The organism is Mycobacterium parmense, from assembly GCF_010730575.1.
Classification (GTDB): Bacteria; Actinomycetota; Actinomycetes; order Mycobacteriales; family Mycobacteriaceae; genus Mycobacterium; species Mycobacterium parmense.
Map to the genome: position 1 here is coordinate 3,240,321 of NZ_AP022614.1, position 15,570 is coordinate 3,255,890.

The following is a 15,570-nucleotide window of genomic DNA, read 5'->3' on the forward strand; positions in this document are numbered from 1 at the left end:
GCGCCTTTCACCGAAAAAGCTTCCGGTCAGGGCGTGCCGCTGGGTGCGTCCGCGGGTGGCACCGTCGTGTGCGGGTGATGCCGGTGCCGCCCCGACGACGGGGTGGTCGACGGCGTGGCCGGCAAGGACGGCGCCGGGCTCTGCGATTCGCCGGGAGCCGGTTGGCTCGGCGGCACCGCGGTGGTGGCGGCCGGAAGCGGGCCGGCGGGGCCCGGCGAGACGGCCGGCGCGGGCAGCGTCGCATTCGGGTTGCGCGACTGCACCCGGGTGTTGAGCAGGTTCACCTGATCCATCAGGTCGTGTTTGCCGGCGCCGTCGTCCATCGACTGCACGGTGGAACTCACCTCGGCGAGCTGATTGTGCGCCTGGTCCCACTGCCCTTCGTCGATCATTTGCTGGACCTTGGCCAGCTCGGCCTTGGCCGACAGCTCGATGTGACTGTCGTTGACCCGCGGCTGGTCGAAGAACATGGCGTGCAGGCCGTACAGGGTGTCGCCCGGACGGGCCTCGACGACCATGGCGCCGAAGCCGCTCAGCATCAGCAGCGCAGCGGCGACGGATCCGATCGTCGCCAGGCCGCGGCGCCCGTGCCGGCGCTCCGCGAGTCCCGTGCGCAGGGCTTCGATGGCCTGTTCCGGCGAGACCAGGGCGCTGGCCGGTGGCCACCTCAGGTCGTCGCGCCAGTCCTCCAGCAGGGCGGCCAGCGCATCGTCGTCACGGTCGTCGAGCTCGACCGGGCGGCGCGCGGCCAGCGCGTCGACGAGCAGGTCGGTGCGGGCCACCTCGTCCAGGGCCGGCTGGTCGCCGAGGGCGTATCCGAATTCAGGCATAGTCACCCGCCGCGACGATCTCGGACTTGAGCCGCGACAGCGCGCGGTGCTGCGCCACCCGGACCGCGCCGGTGGTGCTGCCGACCGCGGCGGCCGTCTCCTCGGCGGACAGGCCGACCACCACGCGCAGGATCAGGATCTCGCGCTGCTTGGCAGGCAGGATTTCCAGCAGGTCGCTCATCCTGCTCACGGATTCGGCCTCGATGGCCCGCTGTTCCGGGCCGGCTTCGCGCGACCAGCGCTCCGGCACCGACTCGGCGGGGTAGGCGAGATCGCGCCCGGCGGCCCGGTGGGCGTCCGCGACCTTGTGGGCCGCGATGCCGTAGAGGAACGCCAGGAACGGCCGCCCGCGGTCCCGGTAGCGCGGCAGCGCGGTGATGGTGGCCAAGCACACCTCCTGTGCCACGTCGTCGGCTGACAGGCCACCCCGCTCGACGGTGCCGACTCGCGCCCGGCAATATCGCACGACAATCGGGCGGATGGTCTCCAGCACCTCCCGTAATGCGTTGCTGTCCCCCGTCACGGCCTGCGCGACCGCAGCGTCGAGACGTTCTCCTTGAAGTGTCATCGACGGCGGTCTCTCCCACGTTACGAAGCGGGCACATCGCGGGGCTATCTAACGCACTGACAATAAGGCCTGAAGACCGTTTCAAGCGGAACGCCAGGTTCCCCCGGCGCGTCGCACCTGACCTGCGCAGATATCCCGAATTTCGCGCAATTTCGGTGTCGCAACCGTGACGCTTCCGATATCGATCAGCAAGCAGGCCACCGCCCATCGCAGGGGCAACAGCCCCAGCCGGCCGGTGTCGCCGAGCGCGGCGTCCGCGATCTCGCGGGCGCGCCCGGTGTCCCCGGCGCTGCACAGGGCGGCGGCCAGCACCACGTCACTCTTGACCCGGTGCCGCTCCGACGGCACGGCCATGGCCCCCGCCAGCTCCACCGCCTCGGCGGCGTGGCGGACGGCGAGCGCACCGTCGCCACACGCCATCGCCAGCTCCGCTGCCACCCAGTGCCGGCGGACCGGGAGCCGGTCGGGCAGCGGACCGCGCGCCGGATCCACCCGGCCCAACAGCGTCGCCGCTGCGGCGAACCGGCCGACGCCCAGCGCGTCGGCCGCCAGCCCGATCAAGGCGTCGGCGCGCGCCTCGCCGGCTTCGACGCCCCCGCCCGCCAGCGCCAGGGCGCGGCCGTCCCACCCGCGAGCCATCACGTGCCAGCCGAGCTGCCGCAGGAACGATCCCTGTGTGCTGTGGGCCAGCGAAGCCAGCGGTCCCGCCGGTGCGCTGCGCCGTAACTCCGCCAGGTCGCGGTAGGCGCTGCCGTAGCGGCCCTGACCGCCTGCGGCCACCGCGCGCAGCCACAGCTGATGAGGCGTCCGGGCGGTCGGCAGCGGCCGCATGCCCGGCCGGTCACCGAAGGCGGCGGCCGCCAGGGCGTGCTCGATATCGAAAGTGTGACGAGTTTCGTTCACGGTGACGGTAGTAAACAGTTTGTGGTCTTTCTGTTACTGATCTGTTAATCACTCTAGGCGCCGTACTAATTGCTCAATCCGGGTGCCTAGCCCGTGAGCTGCAAGATTCCCGATCCGGCAAGTCGCTGGTTAGCACGGTTATCGTTCTGCAAATGCTTTGCAGATGAACGTGAAGTTAATTCTCCTCCAACGAGCACATAGTTTGGAGAGCTAAGTGGCTATTGACGGAAATTCGCCGTCGCCCCTAACGTCTACGGATGACGGGTAGTCATCGGTGACGCCACATCATTTCAGATGCACAATCGGTTCTCGGACGCTTTTCGAACTTGACCTCACTTGGGCGTGCCGTGCAGAGAGGGAAACACACCAATGCCACAACCGGAGCAGCTACCTGGGCCCAACGCCGACATCTGGAACTGGCAACTGCAGGGCTTGTGCCGCGGCGTCGACTCATCGATGTTCTTCCACCCCGACGGCGAGCGCGGCCGTGCCCGCATGCAGCGCGAGCAGCGCGCCAAGGAGATGTGCCGGCGCTGCCCCGTGATCGAGCAGTGCCGATCCCACGCCCTGGAAGTCGGCGAGCCGTACGGGGTTTGGGGCGGCCTGTCGGAATCCGAACGCGACCTGCTGCTCAAGGGCGACATCGGTCGCTCCCGCGGCATCCGCCGGTCCGCCTAGAGATCGTCCATCCCGTCGGCCCCCGCCCACCCGGCGGGGGCCGACTGGTGTCGGTTGGTGTGCGGAGCGGCGGTCCGCCAAGGTAAGTGGCATGACGACACCCCAGACCAGTTCTGCCGAGGCGCCGGCCGAGGGCACGGTGACCGTGACCGAAGCCGGCACGGGCACCTACGCGCAGCAGATCACCGCCGGGCCGCACCGGCTCGCGGCCGACGAACCGCGCCCGATCGGCGACGACACCGGACCGACGCCCTACGATCTGCTGCTGGCCGCGCTCGGGGCGTGCACGTCCATGACCCTGCGAATGTACGCCGACCGCAAGGGTTGGCCGCTGGAGCGGGTTCGGGTGACGTTGCGGCACACCCGTATTCACGCCAAAGACTGTGCGGAGTGCGAAACGCGCAGCGGATGGATCGACCACATCGACCGCGACATCGAGTTGGCCGGACGCCTCGACGAGATGCAACGGCAACGGTTGCTCCTGATCGCCGACCGGTGCCCCGTGCATCAGACCCTGACCTCGGAGGTTCGCGTCGCCACGTCGCTGACGTGACTCGCCCGGGTGCACTGGCACGGGTAGGGCCGGAAGTCACCGGGTTCGCGAACCGGGCCGCACCCGCCGAATTCCTGACTGCGCCGGCGTGCCCGCGTACAAGCCGGACGCGCGGACCAACGGCTCTTTGCCTGTGACCATCGGCCATATCCGGTGACGCCGCGGGTGGCTAGCGTCAGTTCGGTACAGGCAGAGAACAACTGAGAGACAGGGAGCTTTTGACATGACCCAAGGTGCTGAGAAGAAAACGGTGGCGCCTCGCGCGGTAGAACTGGTCGACGATGTGCGCGAGTCGGCCAAAGCCGGACAGGAGGTCGCGAGCAAGGCGTTGCGTAAATTCCGTGACACGGTCGATCAGGCCCTTCCTGAATCTGTCGAGCCGCTGCGCAAGAAGATCGTCGACGCCGCAATTGAACTGGCCGACCAGCTGGTCAACGCGCAGTACAAGTTTCACCGCAGCATCGTGCGCAGCGCGGAGCGTGTGCTGACCAAGTCCGACGGCGATAACGAGTGAACGGCCGCCGCGTGCGGCGTGGCCGAAAGCGACGTCGGCTGGACTGGCAGGCCGGCCCGGCGTCATAGCGCCTAATGTCGTGGGCCCGGCGTGGCGGGCTGCTGGCGCCACCGCCCGGTGCCGGTCGACAACTCCGGCCGCGCCGGGCAGCGCGCGCTTGATCGACCGGCGCCCCCGGTGGTGGCGCCGAATTCCTGCGTTTCGCAATCGTCGTCTGATACGAATGAGTCAGTCGATGGAAGCGAACACAGTGAGCCCAACCCGTACAGTCGTCGTCGCCTCCGCCGGCCTTGTTCTCGCCACGGTCATGTTCGCGGTCGCCGCTTGCACGGAGCCGACAGCACCACCGACCGCGATGACGGCGGCTCCCTTGACCGCGACGGCGCTGCCGGCCACCGGGCCGGCGCGCGCGGCCATGATTCCGTCGGGCGCGCAGCCCGAGCTGGCGTCCGACCCCGCGCAGCTGGCCGACGACCTCGTCGCCGACGAGCAAGCGGTGCGTGACCGCTCGACGCCGGAGCCGGCCTTGGTCGCGGCGGCGCGCCGCCAGCAGGCGGCCTACCGCGCGATCGGGCGGAACCCGGAATGGGACGCGATCACCCGGCCGCGGATACCGCCGCAATTGCTGGCGGCATACGACCGCAACGTCGACGCACGCCGGCAGCTCGCCGCGATGACTCCCGCGAAGGCTACGGTGCCGGCGTGGCGCATCGAGCCGCCGGCACCGGCGGACGAACTGCTCGGCGACTATCGCTCAGCGGAATCGGCGTCCGGGGTCGGCTGGAATTACCTGGCGGCGATCAATCTGGTCGAGACCCGGTTCGGCAGCATCAAGGGGGACAGCACCGCGGGCGCCCGGGGCCCCATGCAGTTCCTGCCCGCCACGTTCGCCGCCTACGGCGAGGGCGGCGACATCGAGTCGCCGCGCGACAGCATCATGGCGGCCGGCCGCTATCTGTCAGCCAACGGCTTTGCGAACAACCCCGATAGCGCCATCCGGCAGTACAACCACTCCGACGAATATGTGCGCGCCGTCGACGAGTACGCGGGCGTGCTCGCCGACGATCCCGCCGCGTTCGCCGGCTACTACCGGTGGGAGGTGTACTACGTCACCACCGCCGGCGACGTCCTCCTGCCGATCGGCTATTCCGAGTCGTCGCCGATCCCGGTGGGCGACTACCTGTCGACACACCCGCAATGACGGCAGGCCCCGAGCACAGCAGGCCGGTCGCCGGCGAGGCCCGCAAACAAAGCACCCCCGGCCGTGCGCACGGCCGGGGGTGCTTGGTACGGCTCACCTAGTGGTGGTGGTGATGGCCGTGGCCGTGGCCATGGCCATGGTCGTCTGCCTCGTCGGCGGGCTTGTCGACGACGGCCGTCTCGGTGGTGAGCAACATCCGCGCCACCGACGCCGCGTTGAGCACCGCCGAGCGGGTCACTTTGACCGGGTCGATGACGCCGTCGGCGATCAGGTCGCCGTAGCTGAGCTTCTCCGCGTTCAGCCCCTGTCCGGCGGGCAGCTCACCGACCTTGTTGACCGTGACCGCGCCGTCCAGACCGGCGTTGGTGGCGATCCAGTACAGCGGCGCCCCCAGCGCCTCGGAGAACACGGCGACACCTGTCGCCTCGTCCCCGGTCAGCGACGCCTGCAGCTCCGTCAGCGTCTTGCGAGCTCCGATGAGCGCCGACCCGCCGCCGGCGACGATGCCCTCCTCGACGGCGGCCTTGGCGGCCGCGACGGCGTCCTCGACGCTTTCCTTGCGCTCCTTGAGCGCGGTCTCGGTGGCGGCGCCCACCTTGATGACGGCCACGCCGCCGGCCAGCTTGGCCAGCCGCTCCTGCAGCTTCTCGCGGTCCCAGTCGGAATCGCTGTTCTCGATCTCCGCGCGCAGCTGCTTGATGCGGCCGGCGACCGCTTCCTTGGAGCCGCCGCCGTCGACGACGATGGTGCTGTCCTTGGTGACCACGACGCGGCGGGCCGAGCCGAGCACGTCGGTGTCCACCTCGCGCAGCACCAGGCCGGCGTCCGGGTTGATCACCTGACCGCCCGTCACCACCGCCAGGTCCTCGAGGAACGCCTTGCGCCGATCGCCGAAGAACGGCGCCTTGACCGCGACCGCCTTGAGCGTCTTGCGGATGGAGTTGACGACCAGCGTCGCCAGGGCCTCGCCCTCGACGTCCTCGGCGATGATCAGCAGCGGCTTGCCCGACTCGGCGACCTTCTCGAGCATCGGCAGCAGGTCCGGCAGCGAGGTGATCTTCTCCTGGTGCAGCAGGATCATCGGGTCTTCGAGAACGGCCTCCTGGGAGTCGAAGTCGGTCACGAAGTAGGCGGACAGGAAGCCCTTGTCGAAACCGACGCCCTCGGTGAACTCGAGCTCGGTGCTCAGCCCCGAGGATTCCTCGACGCTGACCACACCGTCGGTGCCCACCTTGCTCATCGCCTCGCCGACCAGCTCGCCGAGGTGCGCGTCGCGCGACGACACCGTCGCCACCTGAGCGATGGCGTCCTTGCCGGAGACCGGGATGGCCGACGCGAGCAGCGCCTCGGACACCGCGTCGGCGGCCTTGTTGATCCCCGCGCCGAGCGCGATGGGGTTGGCGCCCGCGGCGACCATCCGCAGGCCGCCCTTGACCAGCGCCTGCGCCAGCACCGTCGCGGTGGTGGTGCCGTCGCCGGCGACGTCGTTGGTCTTGGTGGCCACCGACTTCACCAGTTGGGCGCCCAGGTTCTCGAACGGGTCGGCCAGGTCGATCTCGCGGGCGACGGTGACGCCGTCGTTGGTGACCGCGGGTCCGCCGAACGCCTTGGCCAGCACCACGTGCCGGCCGTGCGGACCCAGCGTCACCCGCACCGCGTCGGCGAGCTTGTTCACGCCGGCCTCCATGGCGCGCCGCGCGGCTTCGTCGTACTCAATGATCTTGCTCATCAGGCTCCTTTAAGAGGGGCGATAACGCATGCCGCCCCGGAAAATCCCCGTGCTTTCGGCACGGGGATCGCCGGGGCGGGACACGATGCTTATTTCGAGACGACGGCCAGCACGTCGCGCGCCGACAGGATCAGGTATTCCTCGCCGCCGTACTTGATCTCGGTGCCGCCGTACTTGCTGTAGATGACGGTGTCACCCTCCGACACGTCCACCGGAATCCGCTTCGCGCCGTCCTCGTCCCAGCGGCCGGGGCCGACTGCGACGACGGTGCCTTCCTGCGGCTTCTCCTTGGCGGTGTCAGGAATGACCAGACCGGACGCGGTCGTGGTCTCGGCCTCGTTGGCCTGCACGAGAATCTTGTCCTCGAGTGGCTTGATGTTCACCTTCGCCACGATAGGAGCCCTCCACTAGTGAGATGGGGTCCGGGGCTTCGCCCGGACCGGAGTTGCCGGCCGGCCCTGGGCTTGCCCGGAACCGTCCGATTATCAGGGGATTCGGCGTTCGTCCGTTCCCTTGCGCCGTCGTCGCGGGTGCCGGCGCAGGGGATCGTCCGAATGCCACCTAGCACTCTATACACGAGAGTGCTAGCACTCAAGGGCCCCCCGCTGCTTCCGGAGTTTCGCCCTTGGCGATCAGGCGATCGGACCGTTCACCTGACCTGTCGTGACGGGCAGACCCGGGTCGCTGGGCGCGTCCAGCGGCGAGGCCTTCGCGCCCGCGGCGACGAGGTGCGCGGCGAACGCCGCGATCATCGCCCCATTGTCGGTGCAGAGCCGCGGCCGGGGGATCCGCAGGGTCAAGCCGGCCGCGGCGCAGCGCTCTTCGGCCAGCTCGCGCAGCCGCGAATTGGCGGCAACTCCCCCGGCGATCAGCAGGGTGGAGACGCCCAGCGTGGTCGCGGCGCGCACGGCCTTGCGGGTCAGCACGTCGGCGACCGACTCCTGGAAGCCCGCCGCCACATCGGCGTTCGCGGCGTCCGGGTGGCTCTCGAGATAGCGCGCCACCGCCGTCTTGAGCCCGGAGAAGCTGAACGCGTACGGGTCGTCGGCCGGGCCGGTCATGCCGCGCGGGAACGTGATGGCGTCGCGGTTGCCGGTGTGGGCCAGCTCGTCGAGCACCCTGCCGCCCGGATAACCCAGCCCCAGCAGCCGCGCGACCTTGTCGTAGGCCTCGCCCGCCGCGTCGTCGACGGTGCTGCCCAGCTCGACGATCGGCTCGGCGAGGGAACGGATGTGCAGCAGGTGGGTGTGCCCGCCGGACACCAGCAGCGCCACACATTCGGGCAGCGGTCCGTGCTCGTAGACGTCGGCGGCCAGATGTCCGCCGAGGTGGTTGACGGCGTAGAACGGCACCCCCCAGGCCGCGGCGTAAGCCTTGGCCGCCGCGATTCCCACCAGCAGGGCGCCGGCCAGCCCGGGCCCGATGGTGGCGGCGACGACGTCGGGCTTGTCGACGCCGGCGGCCGACAGGGCGCGCCGCATGGTCGGCCCCAGCGCCTCCAAATGGGCCCGGGACGCGATCTCGGGGACGACGCCCCCGAAGCGGACATGCTCGTCGACGCTGGAGGCCACCTCGTCGGCGAGCAGCGTCACGGTGCCGTCCCCGGCCAGCCGCGCGATCCCGACTCCCGTTTCGTCGCAGGAGGTTTCGATGGCGAGGACGATCATCGGGCCTCCCGTCGCATGGTGTAGGCATCGGCGCCGCTGACCCGGTAGTAGCGCCGGCGCAGCCCGATCTGTTCAAAGCCCACGCTGCGGTACAGCGCGACGGCGGCCGCGTTGTCGGTGCGAACCTCGAGGTACACCACGCCGCCCTCGGCGAAGGCGAGCAGCTGGTCGAGCAGCCGGCGCCCGATGCCCCGGCCCTGATAGACCGGGTCCACGCCAATGGTGTGCACCTCGTATTCGAACGGCGGTTTGCGACCCAGCCGGGAGATGCCCGCGTAGCCCACGACCATGCCGCCGGCGCGTGCGGCCACGTAATGATTGTGGGCGCTTGCCAGTTCGCGGTTGAACGCCGCGGCGGGCCACGGGTCGTCGCCGTCGAACAACAGCGCCTCGAGCTCGGCGCACCGCGCGGCGTCCGCGGGCGTCAGCGCGCCGACGGTGACGGGCTCGCTGGGGGCGGTCATCCGCGGGCCGCCAGCGGCCTGGCGTCGGGACGGCGCAGATACAACGCCACCAGCGGCTGCGGGGGCTGCGACCAGTCGGAAACCGCGGCGACGAGCCCGGCCGGCGTCGGGTGGACCGGCGCGCACGGCGGCAGGCCGAACAGGGCGGCGTGGTCGGGCGAACCGGCCACCGCTCGCGCCGGTCCGGGGTCGACTTCGGCCGGCGCGCTGACCCCGGGGCCGTCCATGCGGACCCCGTCGTGGTAGCGGGCCCAGTACACCTCGCGGCGTCGGGCGTCGGTGACGACCAGGGTGTCGCCGGTGGTCCGCACGCCGATGGCGTCGAGGCTGCACACGCCGCGCACCGGGATACCGAGCGCGTGCCCGTACGCGGCGGCGCTCGCCATGCCGGCCCGAAGCCCGGTGAACGGTCCGGGGCCGCAGCCCACGACGACGGCGTCGAGGTCGGGCATCGCCAGCCCGGCGTCGGCGAGGGCGCTCAGCACGTTCGGGGTGAGCCGTTCGGCGTGCGCCCGGGCGTCGACGGTCACGCGTTCGGCCAGCACCGAGAGGTCGTCGAGCCGCACGATCCCGGCTGTCACGGCGGGCGTCGAGGTGTCGAGGGCCAGCACCAGGGTCATGAGTCGGCCCCGCTCCCGGCCCACTGCCAGGTGGCGATGCGCACGTCGGAGTGGCTCACGCGCTCGAGGCGGACGTCGAGATGACGCTCGGAGAGCCGCTCGGCCAATCCCTCGCCCCACTCCACGACGACGACGGCGTCCTCGAGATCGCTGTCGAGGTCCAGCGAGTCGAGTTCGCCGAGCAGGTCGGCGCCGCGCCGGTCCAGGAGGCGGTACATGTCGACGTGGATCATCGCCGGCGTGCCTTCGCGGCGCGCCGGGTGCACCCGCGCCAGCACGTAAGACGGCGAGGTCACGGGTCCGTCGACGGCCATCGCCGCGGCGATCCCCTTGGCCAGCACCGTCTTTCCCGCACCGAGCGGGCCCGAGAGCACCACCACGTCGCCGGCGCGCAGCTGACGGCCAAGGCGCTCCCCCAGCGCGACGGTGTCCTCGACGCGCTCGCAGGTGGCCGTGCCCGACCGCTCAGCCATTGCGGCCCAACCTGTTTCGCACCTGCCGGATCGCGAGCGCGGCCTTGCTCGGAGTGGCCCGCTTGACCAGCCGGACCAGGCCGTCGTTGATGGCATCCGGCTTGTCCAGCAGTGCCAGGTGGCTGGCACCGGCGACGATGACGAGCTCGGATTGCGGCAACGACGCGGCCATCCGTCGCGAATACTCGTCCGGGGTGAGCAGGTCGTGGTCGCCGCAGGCGATCAGGGTCGGCACCCGCAGCAGCGTCCACAGCCCGGCGGTCTCGTCATGCTTTTCCAGGGCGTCCAGGAAGCCCACCATGGTGCGGATCGGGGTGCCGTTCATCATCCGCTGCGAGAAGGCGTCCAGGCTGCGGCTGACCTGCAGGTCGCTGAAGGACGCCGCCCGCAGCACCGGGCCGATCAGCGAGCGGGACACGTTGCGGCCGCGGTGCATCAGCTTCGGCGCCGAGCGCGCGGTGAACCGGACGGCTTCCAGCGCCGGGTTCCGCAGTATCTCGCCCAGCGGAGATCGCGAAACCCCCTCGGCCGCAGAGGAAATCAGCGCAACGCCCACTATGCGGCGCCCGTAGCGGTCGGGGAACTGCCGCGCGTGCGACAGCACCGTCATGCCGCCCATCGAGTGGCCGACCAGCACCACCGCCCCGCGGGGTGCGACCACCTTCAGCACCGTCTCCAGATCGGCGCCGAGCTGGGTCAGCGTGTAGCTTTCGGGCGCGGCCTCCCCGGAGCGCCCGTGGCCGCGTTGGTCGTAGAAGACCATTCGCACGCGCCCGCCCAGCCGGTCGGGCAACCGAGTCCGCTGGAAATGGAACGCGCCCATCTGCAGGCAGAATCCGTGCACGAAAACCATGGTCAGCGGCGCGTCGGCCGGGCCCGCCTCGCGAACCGCCAGCGGCACTCCGTCCGGGGTGGTCACCACGTACCCACGGTCGTCGTCGATCAGGTCGAAATCCTCGGTCGCGTAAGGGTCTTCACCGGCGCGCGCCCGTTGGGTGATCGACCGCCTGGCCGAGGCCCCGACGATGGTGGCGACGGCGGTCAGCCCCGCGCCTCCCGCAAGCCAGGCGCTGCCCCTGAGGCGTCTGCGGGCTTTGTCAGGTCGCAACGTTCCGCGCCTCGCGATAGGTCCGGGTGATGCGCCCCCGCGGGCTGGTCACCACTTCGTAGTGGATGGTGCCGAGCAGCTCAGCCCAGTCCTGGGCGGTGGGTTCGCCGCTGCCGCCCGGGCCGAACAGGATGGCCTCGTCACCCTCGGCGACGTCGACCGGCCCGGGACCCAGGTCCACGACGAACTGGTCCATGCAGATCCGCCCGACGCCGGGCCGGCGCCTGCCGTTGATCAGCACGTCCAGCCGCCCGCCCAGCGACCGGAAAATTCCGTCGGCGTAGCCGACGGGCAGCAGCCCCAGGGTGGTGTCGCGCCGCGCGGTCCAGGTGTGCCCGTAGGACACGCTCTGCCCCGCCTTGATCGGCTTCACCAGCGCCACTGGGCATTTCACGGTCATCGCCGGTATCAGGCCCATGTCGCCGAGCTCGGGCACGGGGCTGAGGCCATACACCGCGATGCCCGGGCGCACCAGGTCGAAGGCGAGGTCCGGACGCGACATCGTGGCCGACGAGTTCGACAGGTGGGCCACCTCGAACCGCAGCCCCCGGGCCCGCGCCCGCTCGAGCAGCTCGGAAAAACGTTGGCCCTGTTCGTCGTTCATAGGATTGCCCGGCTGGTCGGCGTAGACCATGTGCGACATCAGCCCGCGCAGCCGGATGGCGTCCTCGGCGACGGCCCGGCCCAGCGCCGCCAGCATCGACGGGTACTGCGCTGGGTGGACGCCGTTGCGGTTCAGCCCGGTGTCGACCTTGACGGTGACGGTAGCGGTCTTGCCGGTGCGGCGCACCGCGTCGCGCAGCTCGTCGAGCTGACGCTCGCCGGACACGGCGATCTCGACGTCGGCCAGCAGCGCCGGCGCGAAGTCGACGCCGGGCGCGTGCAGCCACGCCAGCATCGGCGCGGTGATTCCGGCCGCGCGCAGCGCCAGGGCCTCGTCCACGGTCGCGACACCCAGCTCCGCGGCCCCGGCGGCCAACGCCGCGTGGGCGACGCGGGTGGCCCCGTGGCCGTAGCCGTCGGCCTTGACGACCGCCATCACCTGTGCGGGGCCGGCGTGCTCGCGCAGCACCCGCACGTTGTGCTCAATGGCACCCAGATCCACCACGGCCTCGGCGAGGACACCGGGTGTCCGGGATGTCGGCGTAACGGACACGGCCGCCATTGTCCCAGAACGGTCCGGTGCCACCGATTCACGACGGCGGGGCGCGCCCGCGGCGCAGTCACACCCGGCGCAGGTGCCACTTGCGCCCCCGATCAGCGGTCCGCCCGTCTCAGGGCGCCGGGCGGCCGACACCCGGGATCGTCGCTGGGAGGCGGGCACACGGACGGGCCCCGCCCCGGGCCGTCACCGAAGTGGGAACGTGACGAAGGTGACAGCGGCGCTCGCCGTCCTAGTGCGCGAAGTGCTGGGCCTCGTAATGGCCGCCAGGCTTGAGCTTGTCCAGCGAGGCCAGCGCGGTGCGGGCGTCGTCGTGCAACGCGCGGGCCAGGTCGGCGGAGAGGCCCTCGCGGACCACGATGCGCAGCACCGACACGTCGGTGGCGTTGTCGGGCATCGTGTAGGCGGGCACCTGCCAACCGAAACTCCGCAGCTCGTGGGAGACGTCGAACTCGGTGTAGCCGCGGTTCCCGGCGAGCCGGAAGGCGACCACCGGTATCGCCGACCCGTCTGAGATCAGTTCGCAGTGATCGCCGACGCGCAGTTGGTGACCCAGCCATTGCGCGGTCGACGACAGCGTCTGCATGACCTGGGTGTAGCCCTCACGGCCCAGCCGCAGGAAGTTGTAGTACTGGCCGACCACCTGGTTACCGGGGCGGGAGAAGTTCAGCGTGAAGGTCGGCATGTCGCCGCCGAGATAGTTGACGTGGAAGACCAGGTCCTCGGGCAGATACTCCTTGCTGCGCCACACCACGAACCCGACGCCGGGATAGGTCAGGCCGTACTTGTGGCCGCTGACGTTGATCGACACCACCCGGGGCAGCCGGAAGTCCCACCTGAGGTCGGGATGCAGGAAGGGCACCACGAAGCCCCCGCTGGCGGCATCCACGTGCACCGGCACGTCGACGCCGCCGCCGGCCGCCAACTTGTCCAGCGCCGCACAGATGTCGGCGATGGGCTCGAGTTCGCCGGTGTAGGTGGTGCCCAGGATCGCCACCACGCCGATGGTGTCCTCGTCGACGGCGTCGACCACCTGCTCCGGGGTGATGATGTAGCGCCCCTCCTCCATCGGCAGGTAGCGGGGCTCGACGTCGAAGTAACGGCAGAACTTCTCCCACACCACCTGGACGTTGGAGCCCATCACGAGGTTGGGGGTGCGACCCTTCCACTCTTTGCCGACCTTCTCGCGCCACCGCCACTTCATGGCCAGCCCGCCCAGCATGACCGCCTCGCTGGAGCCGATGGTCGACACGCCGCAGGCGCTCGACGGGTCGTCGTCGCGCAGGTCGTCGGCGTGGAACAGGTCGGCCACCATGCACACGCAGCGCTGCTCGATGGCCGCGGTCGCCGGGTACTCGTCCTTGTCGATCATGTTCTTGTCGAACGTTTCGGCCATCAGCCGCCCGGCTTCGGGGTCCATCCAGGTGGTGACGAAGGTGGCCAGGTTGAGCCGGGAACTGCCGTCGAGCATGAGCTCGTCGTGGATGAACCGGTAGGCGGCTTCGGGGTCCATCGATTCGTCCGGCAGCCGCAACGCCGGCACCGGCGCGGTGAACATGCGGCCGGTGTAGGCGGGAGCGATGGAGTGCGCGGGCATGGACGGGTGCTGTGGCACGTGGTGATCCTTTCTAAAGGGCGGCCAGGGCCGCCCGGATGTGCGGCACGATGCGCGACGCCGACGTGGGCACCTCGCGCGGGCCAGGGTCGGCGGCCGAGCGCTCCGCCGCGTGCGCGTGAACGAAGGCCGCCGCCGCGGCCGCCTCCGCGGCCGGCAGGCCCGCCGCCAGCAGCGCACCGATCATTCCGGACAGGACGTCGCCGGAACCGGCGGTCGCCGCCCACGACTGCCCGGCCGGGTTGAGGTAAACCGGGCCACCCGGGTCGGCGACCACGGTGACGTTGCCCTTGAGCAGCACCGTCGCGCCGAACGTGTCGGCCAGCTTGCGGCAGGCCCCGACGCGGTCGTCCCCCGGCGGGTTACCCGCCAGGCGGGCGTATTCACCCGCGTGGGGGGTGAGGACCGTCGGTGCCGTCCGGTTCGCCACCAGCTCGGGGTGGGCGGCCAGGATGGTCAGGCCGTCGGCGTCCACGATCACCGGCAGGTCGGTTTCCAGCGCGAACCACAACGCCGCCGCGCCGGCCTCGTCGGTGCCCAGGCCGGGCCCCACGATCCAGGCCTGCACCCGGCCGGCCGACGCCGGAGTGGGCGACGCGATCACCTCGGGCCACACGGCGAGCACCTCGCGGTGAGCGCTGCCCGCGTAGCGGACCATCCCGGAGGTGGCCGCGACCGCGGCGCCGGTGCACAGCACGGCCGCGCCCGGATACGTCGACGAGCCGGCCATCACGCCGGTCACGCCCTGGGTGTACTTGTCGTCGCGGGGGCCCGGGACCGGCCAGCGAGCCACGACGTCGGCGGCCTCGAAACCCAGGACGTCGGTCGGCGGCAGGTCGAGCCCGATGTCGATCAGTTCCACGCGGCCGCAGTCGGCCAGCGCGTGCACCGGCTTGAGCCCGCCGAAGGTGACCGTCAGCGCGGCGTGCACCGCCGGTCCGGTGATCGCACCGGTCGCCACGTCGATGCCGCTGGGGCTGTCGACGGCGACCACCGGAATCCCCGCCCGGTCGACCGCCGAGAACACGTCGGCCGCGGCCGGCCGCAGCGAACCCGAACCGGAGATGCCGACCACCCCGTCGATCACGAGATCGGTTCCCAGACAGACTTTTTCGACGACGCGCCCGCCGGCTTTGCGGAATGCCGCCAGTCCCTTGCGGTGGACGCGGTCGGGGCTGAGCAGCACCGCGTCGGCGGCCGCGCCGCGCCGGCGCACGAAGGTCGCCGCCCACAGCGCGTCGCCGCCGTTGTCCCCGGAGCCGACGACCGCGCACACCCGCCTCCCGGCGACCCCTCCGGTGCGGGCGGTCAGCTCGCCGACGATCTCGGTGGCCAGCCCGAAGGCGGCGCGCCGCATCAGGGCACCGTCGGGCAGGGCGGCCAGCAGCGGCGCTTCGGCCGCGCGGATCGCGTCCACGGAGTAGTAGTGCCGCATCAACGCAAGCATCCCATGCCGGGCCGCGATCAGACCACGCCACCGCCTGC

17 protein-coding genes are annotated in these 15,570 nt (G+C 70.8%); 4 read left to right on the top strand and 13 right to left on the bottom strand.

Annotation, left to right across the window (positions count from 1 at the left end):
- Window positions 1-26 precede the first annotated feature (26 nt).
- The 3 genes from G6N48_RS14850 to G6N48_RS14860 form a co-directional block, all read right to left on the bottom strand.
- Window positions 27-836, bottom strand: a complete 810-nt coding sequence (locus G6N48_RS14850; protein WP_372511253.1) for an anti-sigma-D factor RsdA — start codon at window positions 834-836, stop codon at window positions 27-29.
- The gene (locus G6N48_RS14855) at window positions 823-1,398 is read right to left on the bottom strand and encodes a sigma-70 family RNA polymerase sigma factor (RefSeq protein ID WP_085272025.1); all 576 of its coding nucleotides are present in this window, start codon (window positions 1,396-1,398) and stop codon (window positions 823-825) included. The genes G6N48_RS14850 and G6N48_RS14855 overlap by 14 nt, the downstream gene beginning before the upstream one ends.
- Before the next feature lie 81 nt (window positions 1,399-1,479).
- Complete coding sequence (locus tag G6N48_RS14860; protein WP_139826033.1) at window positions 1,480-2,301, bottom strand: hypothetical protein; 822 nt, start codon at window positions 2,299-2,301, stop codon at window positions 1,480-1,482.
- A 369-nt stretch (window positions 2,302-2,670) separates the two neighbouring features.
- Here G6N48_RS14860 and G6N48_RS14865 point away from each other — a divergent pair, with 369 nt between their 5' ends.
- From G6N48_RS14865 to G6N48_RS14880, 4 genes are all read left to right on the top strand, one after another.
- Window positions 2,671-2,979 carry a WhiB family transcriptional regulator gene (locus G6N48_RS14865; protein ID WP_085272024.1) on the top strand — a complete coding sequence of 103 codons (309 nt, stop codon included), beginning with the start codon at window positions 2,671-2,673 and terminating at the stop codon, window positions 2,977-2,979.
- A gap of 91 nt (window positions 2,980-3,070) precedes the next feature.
- Window positions 3,071-3,532, top strand: coding sequence for an OsmC family protein (locus tag G6N48_RS14870; RefSeq protein WP_085272023.1), 462 nt, complete (start codon window positions 3,071-3,073; stop codon window positions 3,530-3,532).
- Window positions 3,533-3,755: 223 nt separating this feature from the next.
- Complete coding sequence (locus G6N48_RS14875; RefSeq protein WP_085272022.1) at window positions 3,756-4,046, top strand: hypothetical protein; 291 nt, start codon at window positions 3,756-3,758, stop codon at window positions 4,044-4,046.
- A gap of 235 nt (window positions 4,047-4,281) precedes the next feature.
- On the top strand, window positions 4,282-5,247 hold the full coding sequence (locus G6N48_RS14880) for a lytic transglycosylase domain-containing protein (RefSeq protein ID WP_372511251.1): 966 nt from the start codon (window positions 4,282-4,284) through the stop codon (window positions 5,245-5,247).
- A gap of 97 nt (window positions 5,248-5,344) precedes the next feature.
- Here the strand turns inward: G6N48_RS14880 and groL are convergent, their stop codons facing one another.
- From groL to G6N48_RS14930, 10 genes are all read right to left on the bottom strand, one after another.
- Window positions 5,345-6,976, bottom strand: a complete 1,632-nt coding sequence (groL, locus tag G6N48_RS14885) for a chaperonin GroEL (RefSeq protein WP_085272021.1) — start codon at window positions 6,974-6,976, stop codon at window positions 5,345-5,347.
- 89 nt (window positions 6,977-7,065) lie between these two features.
- Window positions 7,066-7,368, bottom strand: coding sequence for a co-chaperone GroES (groES, locus tag G6N48_RS14890; RefSeq protein ID WP_085272020.1), 303 nt, complete (start codon window positions 7,366-7,368; stop codon window positions 7,066-7,068).
- 240 nt (window positions 7,369-7,608) lie between these two features.
- The gene (tsaD, locus tag G6N48_RS14895; protein WP_085272019.1) at window positions 7,609-8,643 is read right to left on the bottom strand and encodes a tRNA (adenosine(37)-N6)-threonylcarbamoyltransferase complex transferase subunit TsaD; all 1,035 of its coding nucleotides are present in this window, start codon (window positions 8,641-8,643) and stop codon (window positions 7,609-7,611) included.
- The gene (gene rimI, locus G6N48_RS14900) at window positions 8,640-9,107 is read right to left on the bottom strand and encodes a ribosomal protein S18-alanine N-acetyltransferase (RefSeq protein WP_085272018.1); all 468 of its coding nucleotides are present in this window, start codon (window positions 9,105-9,107) and stop codon (window positions 8,640-8,642) included. Before rimI ends, tsaD begins: the two co-directional genes overlap by 4 nt.
- On the bottom strand, window positions 9,104-9,727 hold the full coding sequence (gene tsaB, locus G6N48_RS14905) for a tRNA (adenosine(37)-N6)-threonylcarbamoyltransferase complex dimerization subunit type 1 TsaB (protein WP_085272017.1): 624 nt from the start codon (window positions 9,725-9,727) through the stop codon (window positions 9,104-9,106). The genes rimI and tsaB overlap by 4 nt, the downstream gene beginning before the upstream one ends.
- A complete protein-coding gene (gene tsaE / locus G6N48_RS14910) occupies window positions 9,724-10,200 on the bottom strand; it encodes a tRNA (adenosine(37)-N6)-threonylcarbamoyltransferase complex ATPase subunit type 1 TsaE (RefSeq protein WP_085272016.1) in 477 nt (158 codons plus the stop codon). Before tsaE ends, tsaB begins: the two co-directional genes overlap by 4 nt.
- On the bottom strand, window positions 10,193-11,245 hold the full coding sequence (locus G6N48_RS14915; RefSeq protein WP_232066794.1) for an alpha/beta fold hydrolase: 1,053 nt from the start codon (window positions 11,243-11,245) through the stop codon (window positions 10,193-10,195). The genes tsaE and G6N48_RS14915 overlap by 8 nt, the downstream gene beginning before the upstream one ends.
- Before the next feature lie 52 nt (window positions 11,246-11,297).
- Window positions 11,298-12,464, bottom strand: a complete 1,167-nt coding sequence (gene alr, locus G6N48_RS14920; protein WP_179969878.1) for an alanine racemase — start codon at window positions 12,462-12,464, stop codon at window positions 11,298-11,300.
- Window positions 12,465-12,702: 238 nt separating this feature from the next.
- Window positions 12,703-14,067, bottom strand: a complete 1,365-nt coding sequence (locus G6N48_RS14925; RefSeq protein WP_139826053.1) for a glutamate decarboxylase — start codon at window positions 14,065-14,067, stop codon at window positions 12,703-12,705.
- Between the two features lie 31 nt (window positions 14,068-14,098).
- On the bottom strand, window positions 14,099-15,520 hold the full coding sequence (locus tag G6N48_RS14930; protein ID WP_085272088.1) for an NAD(P)H-hydrate dehydratase: 1,422 nt from the start codon (window positions 15,518-15,520) through the stop codon (window positions 14,099-14,101).
- Window positions 15,521-15,570: the final 50 nt, after the last annotated feature.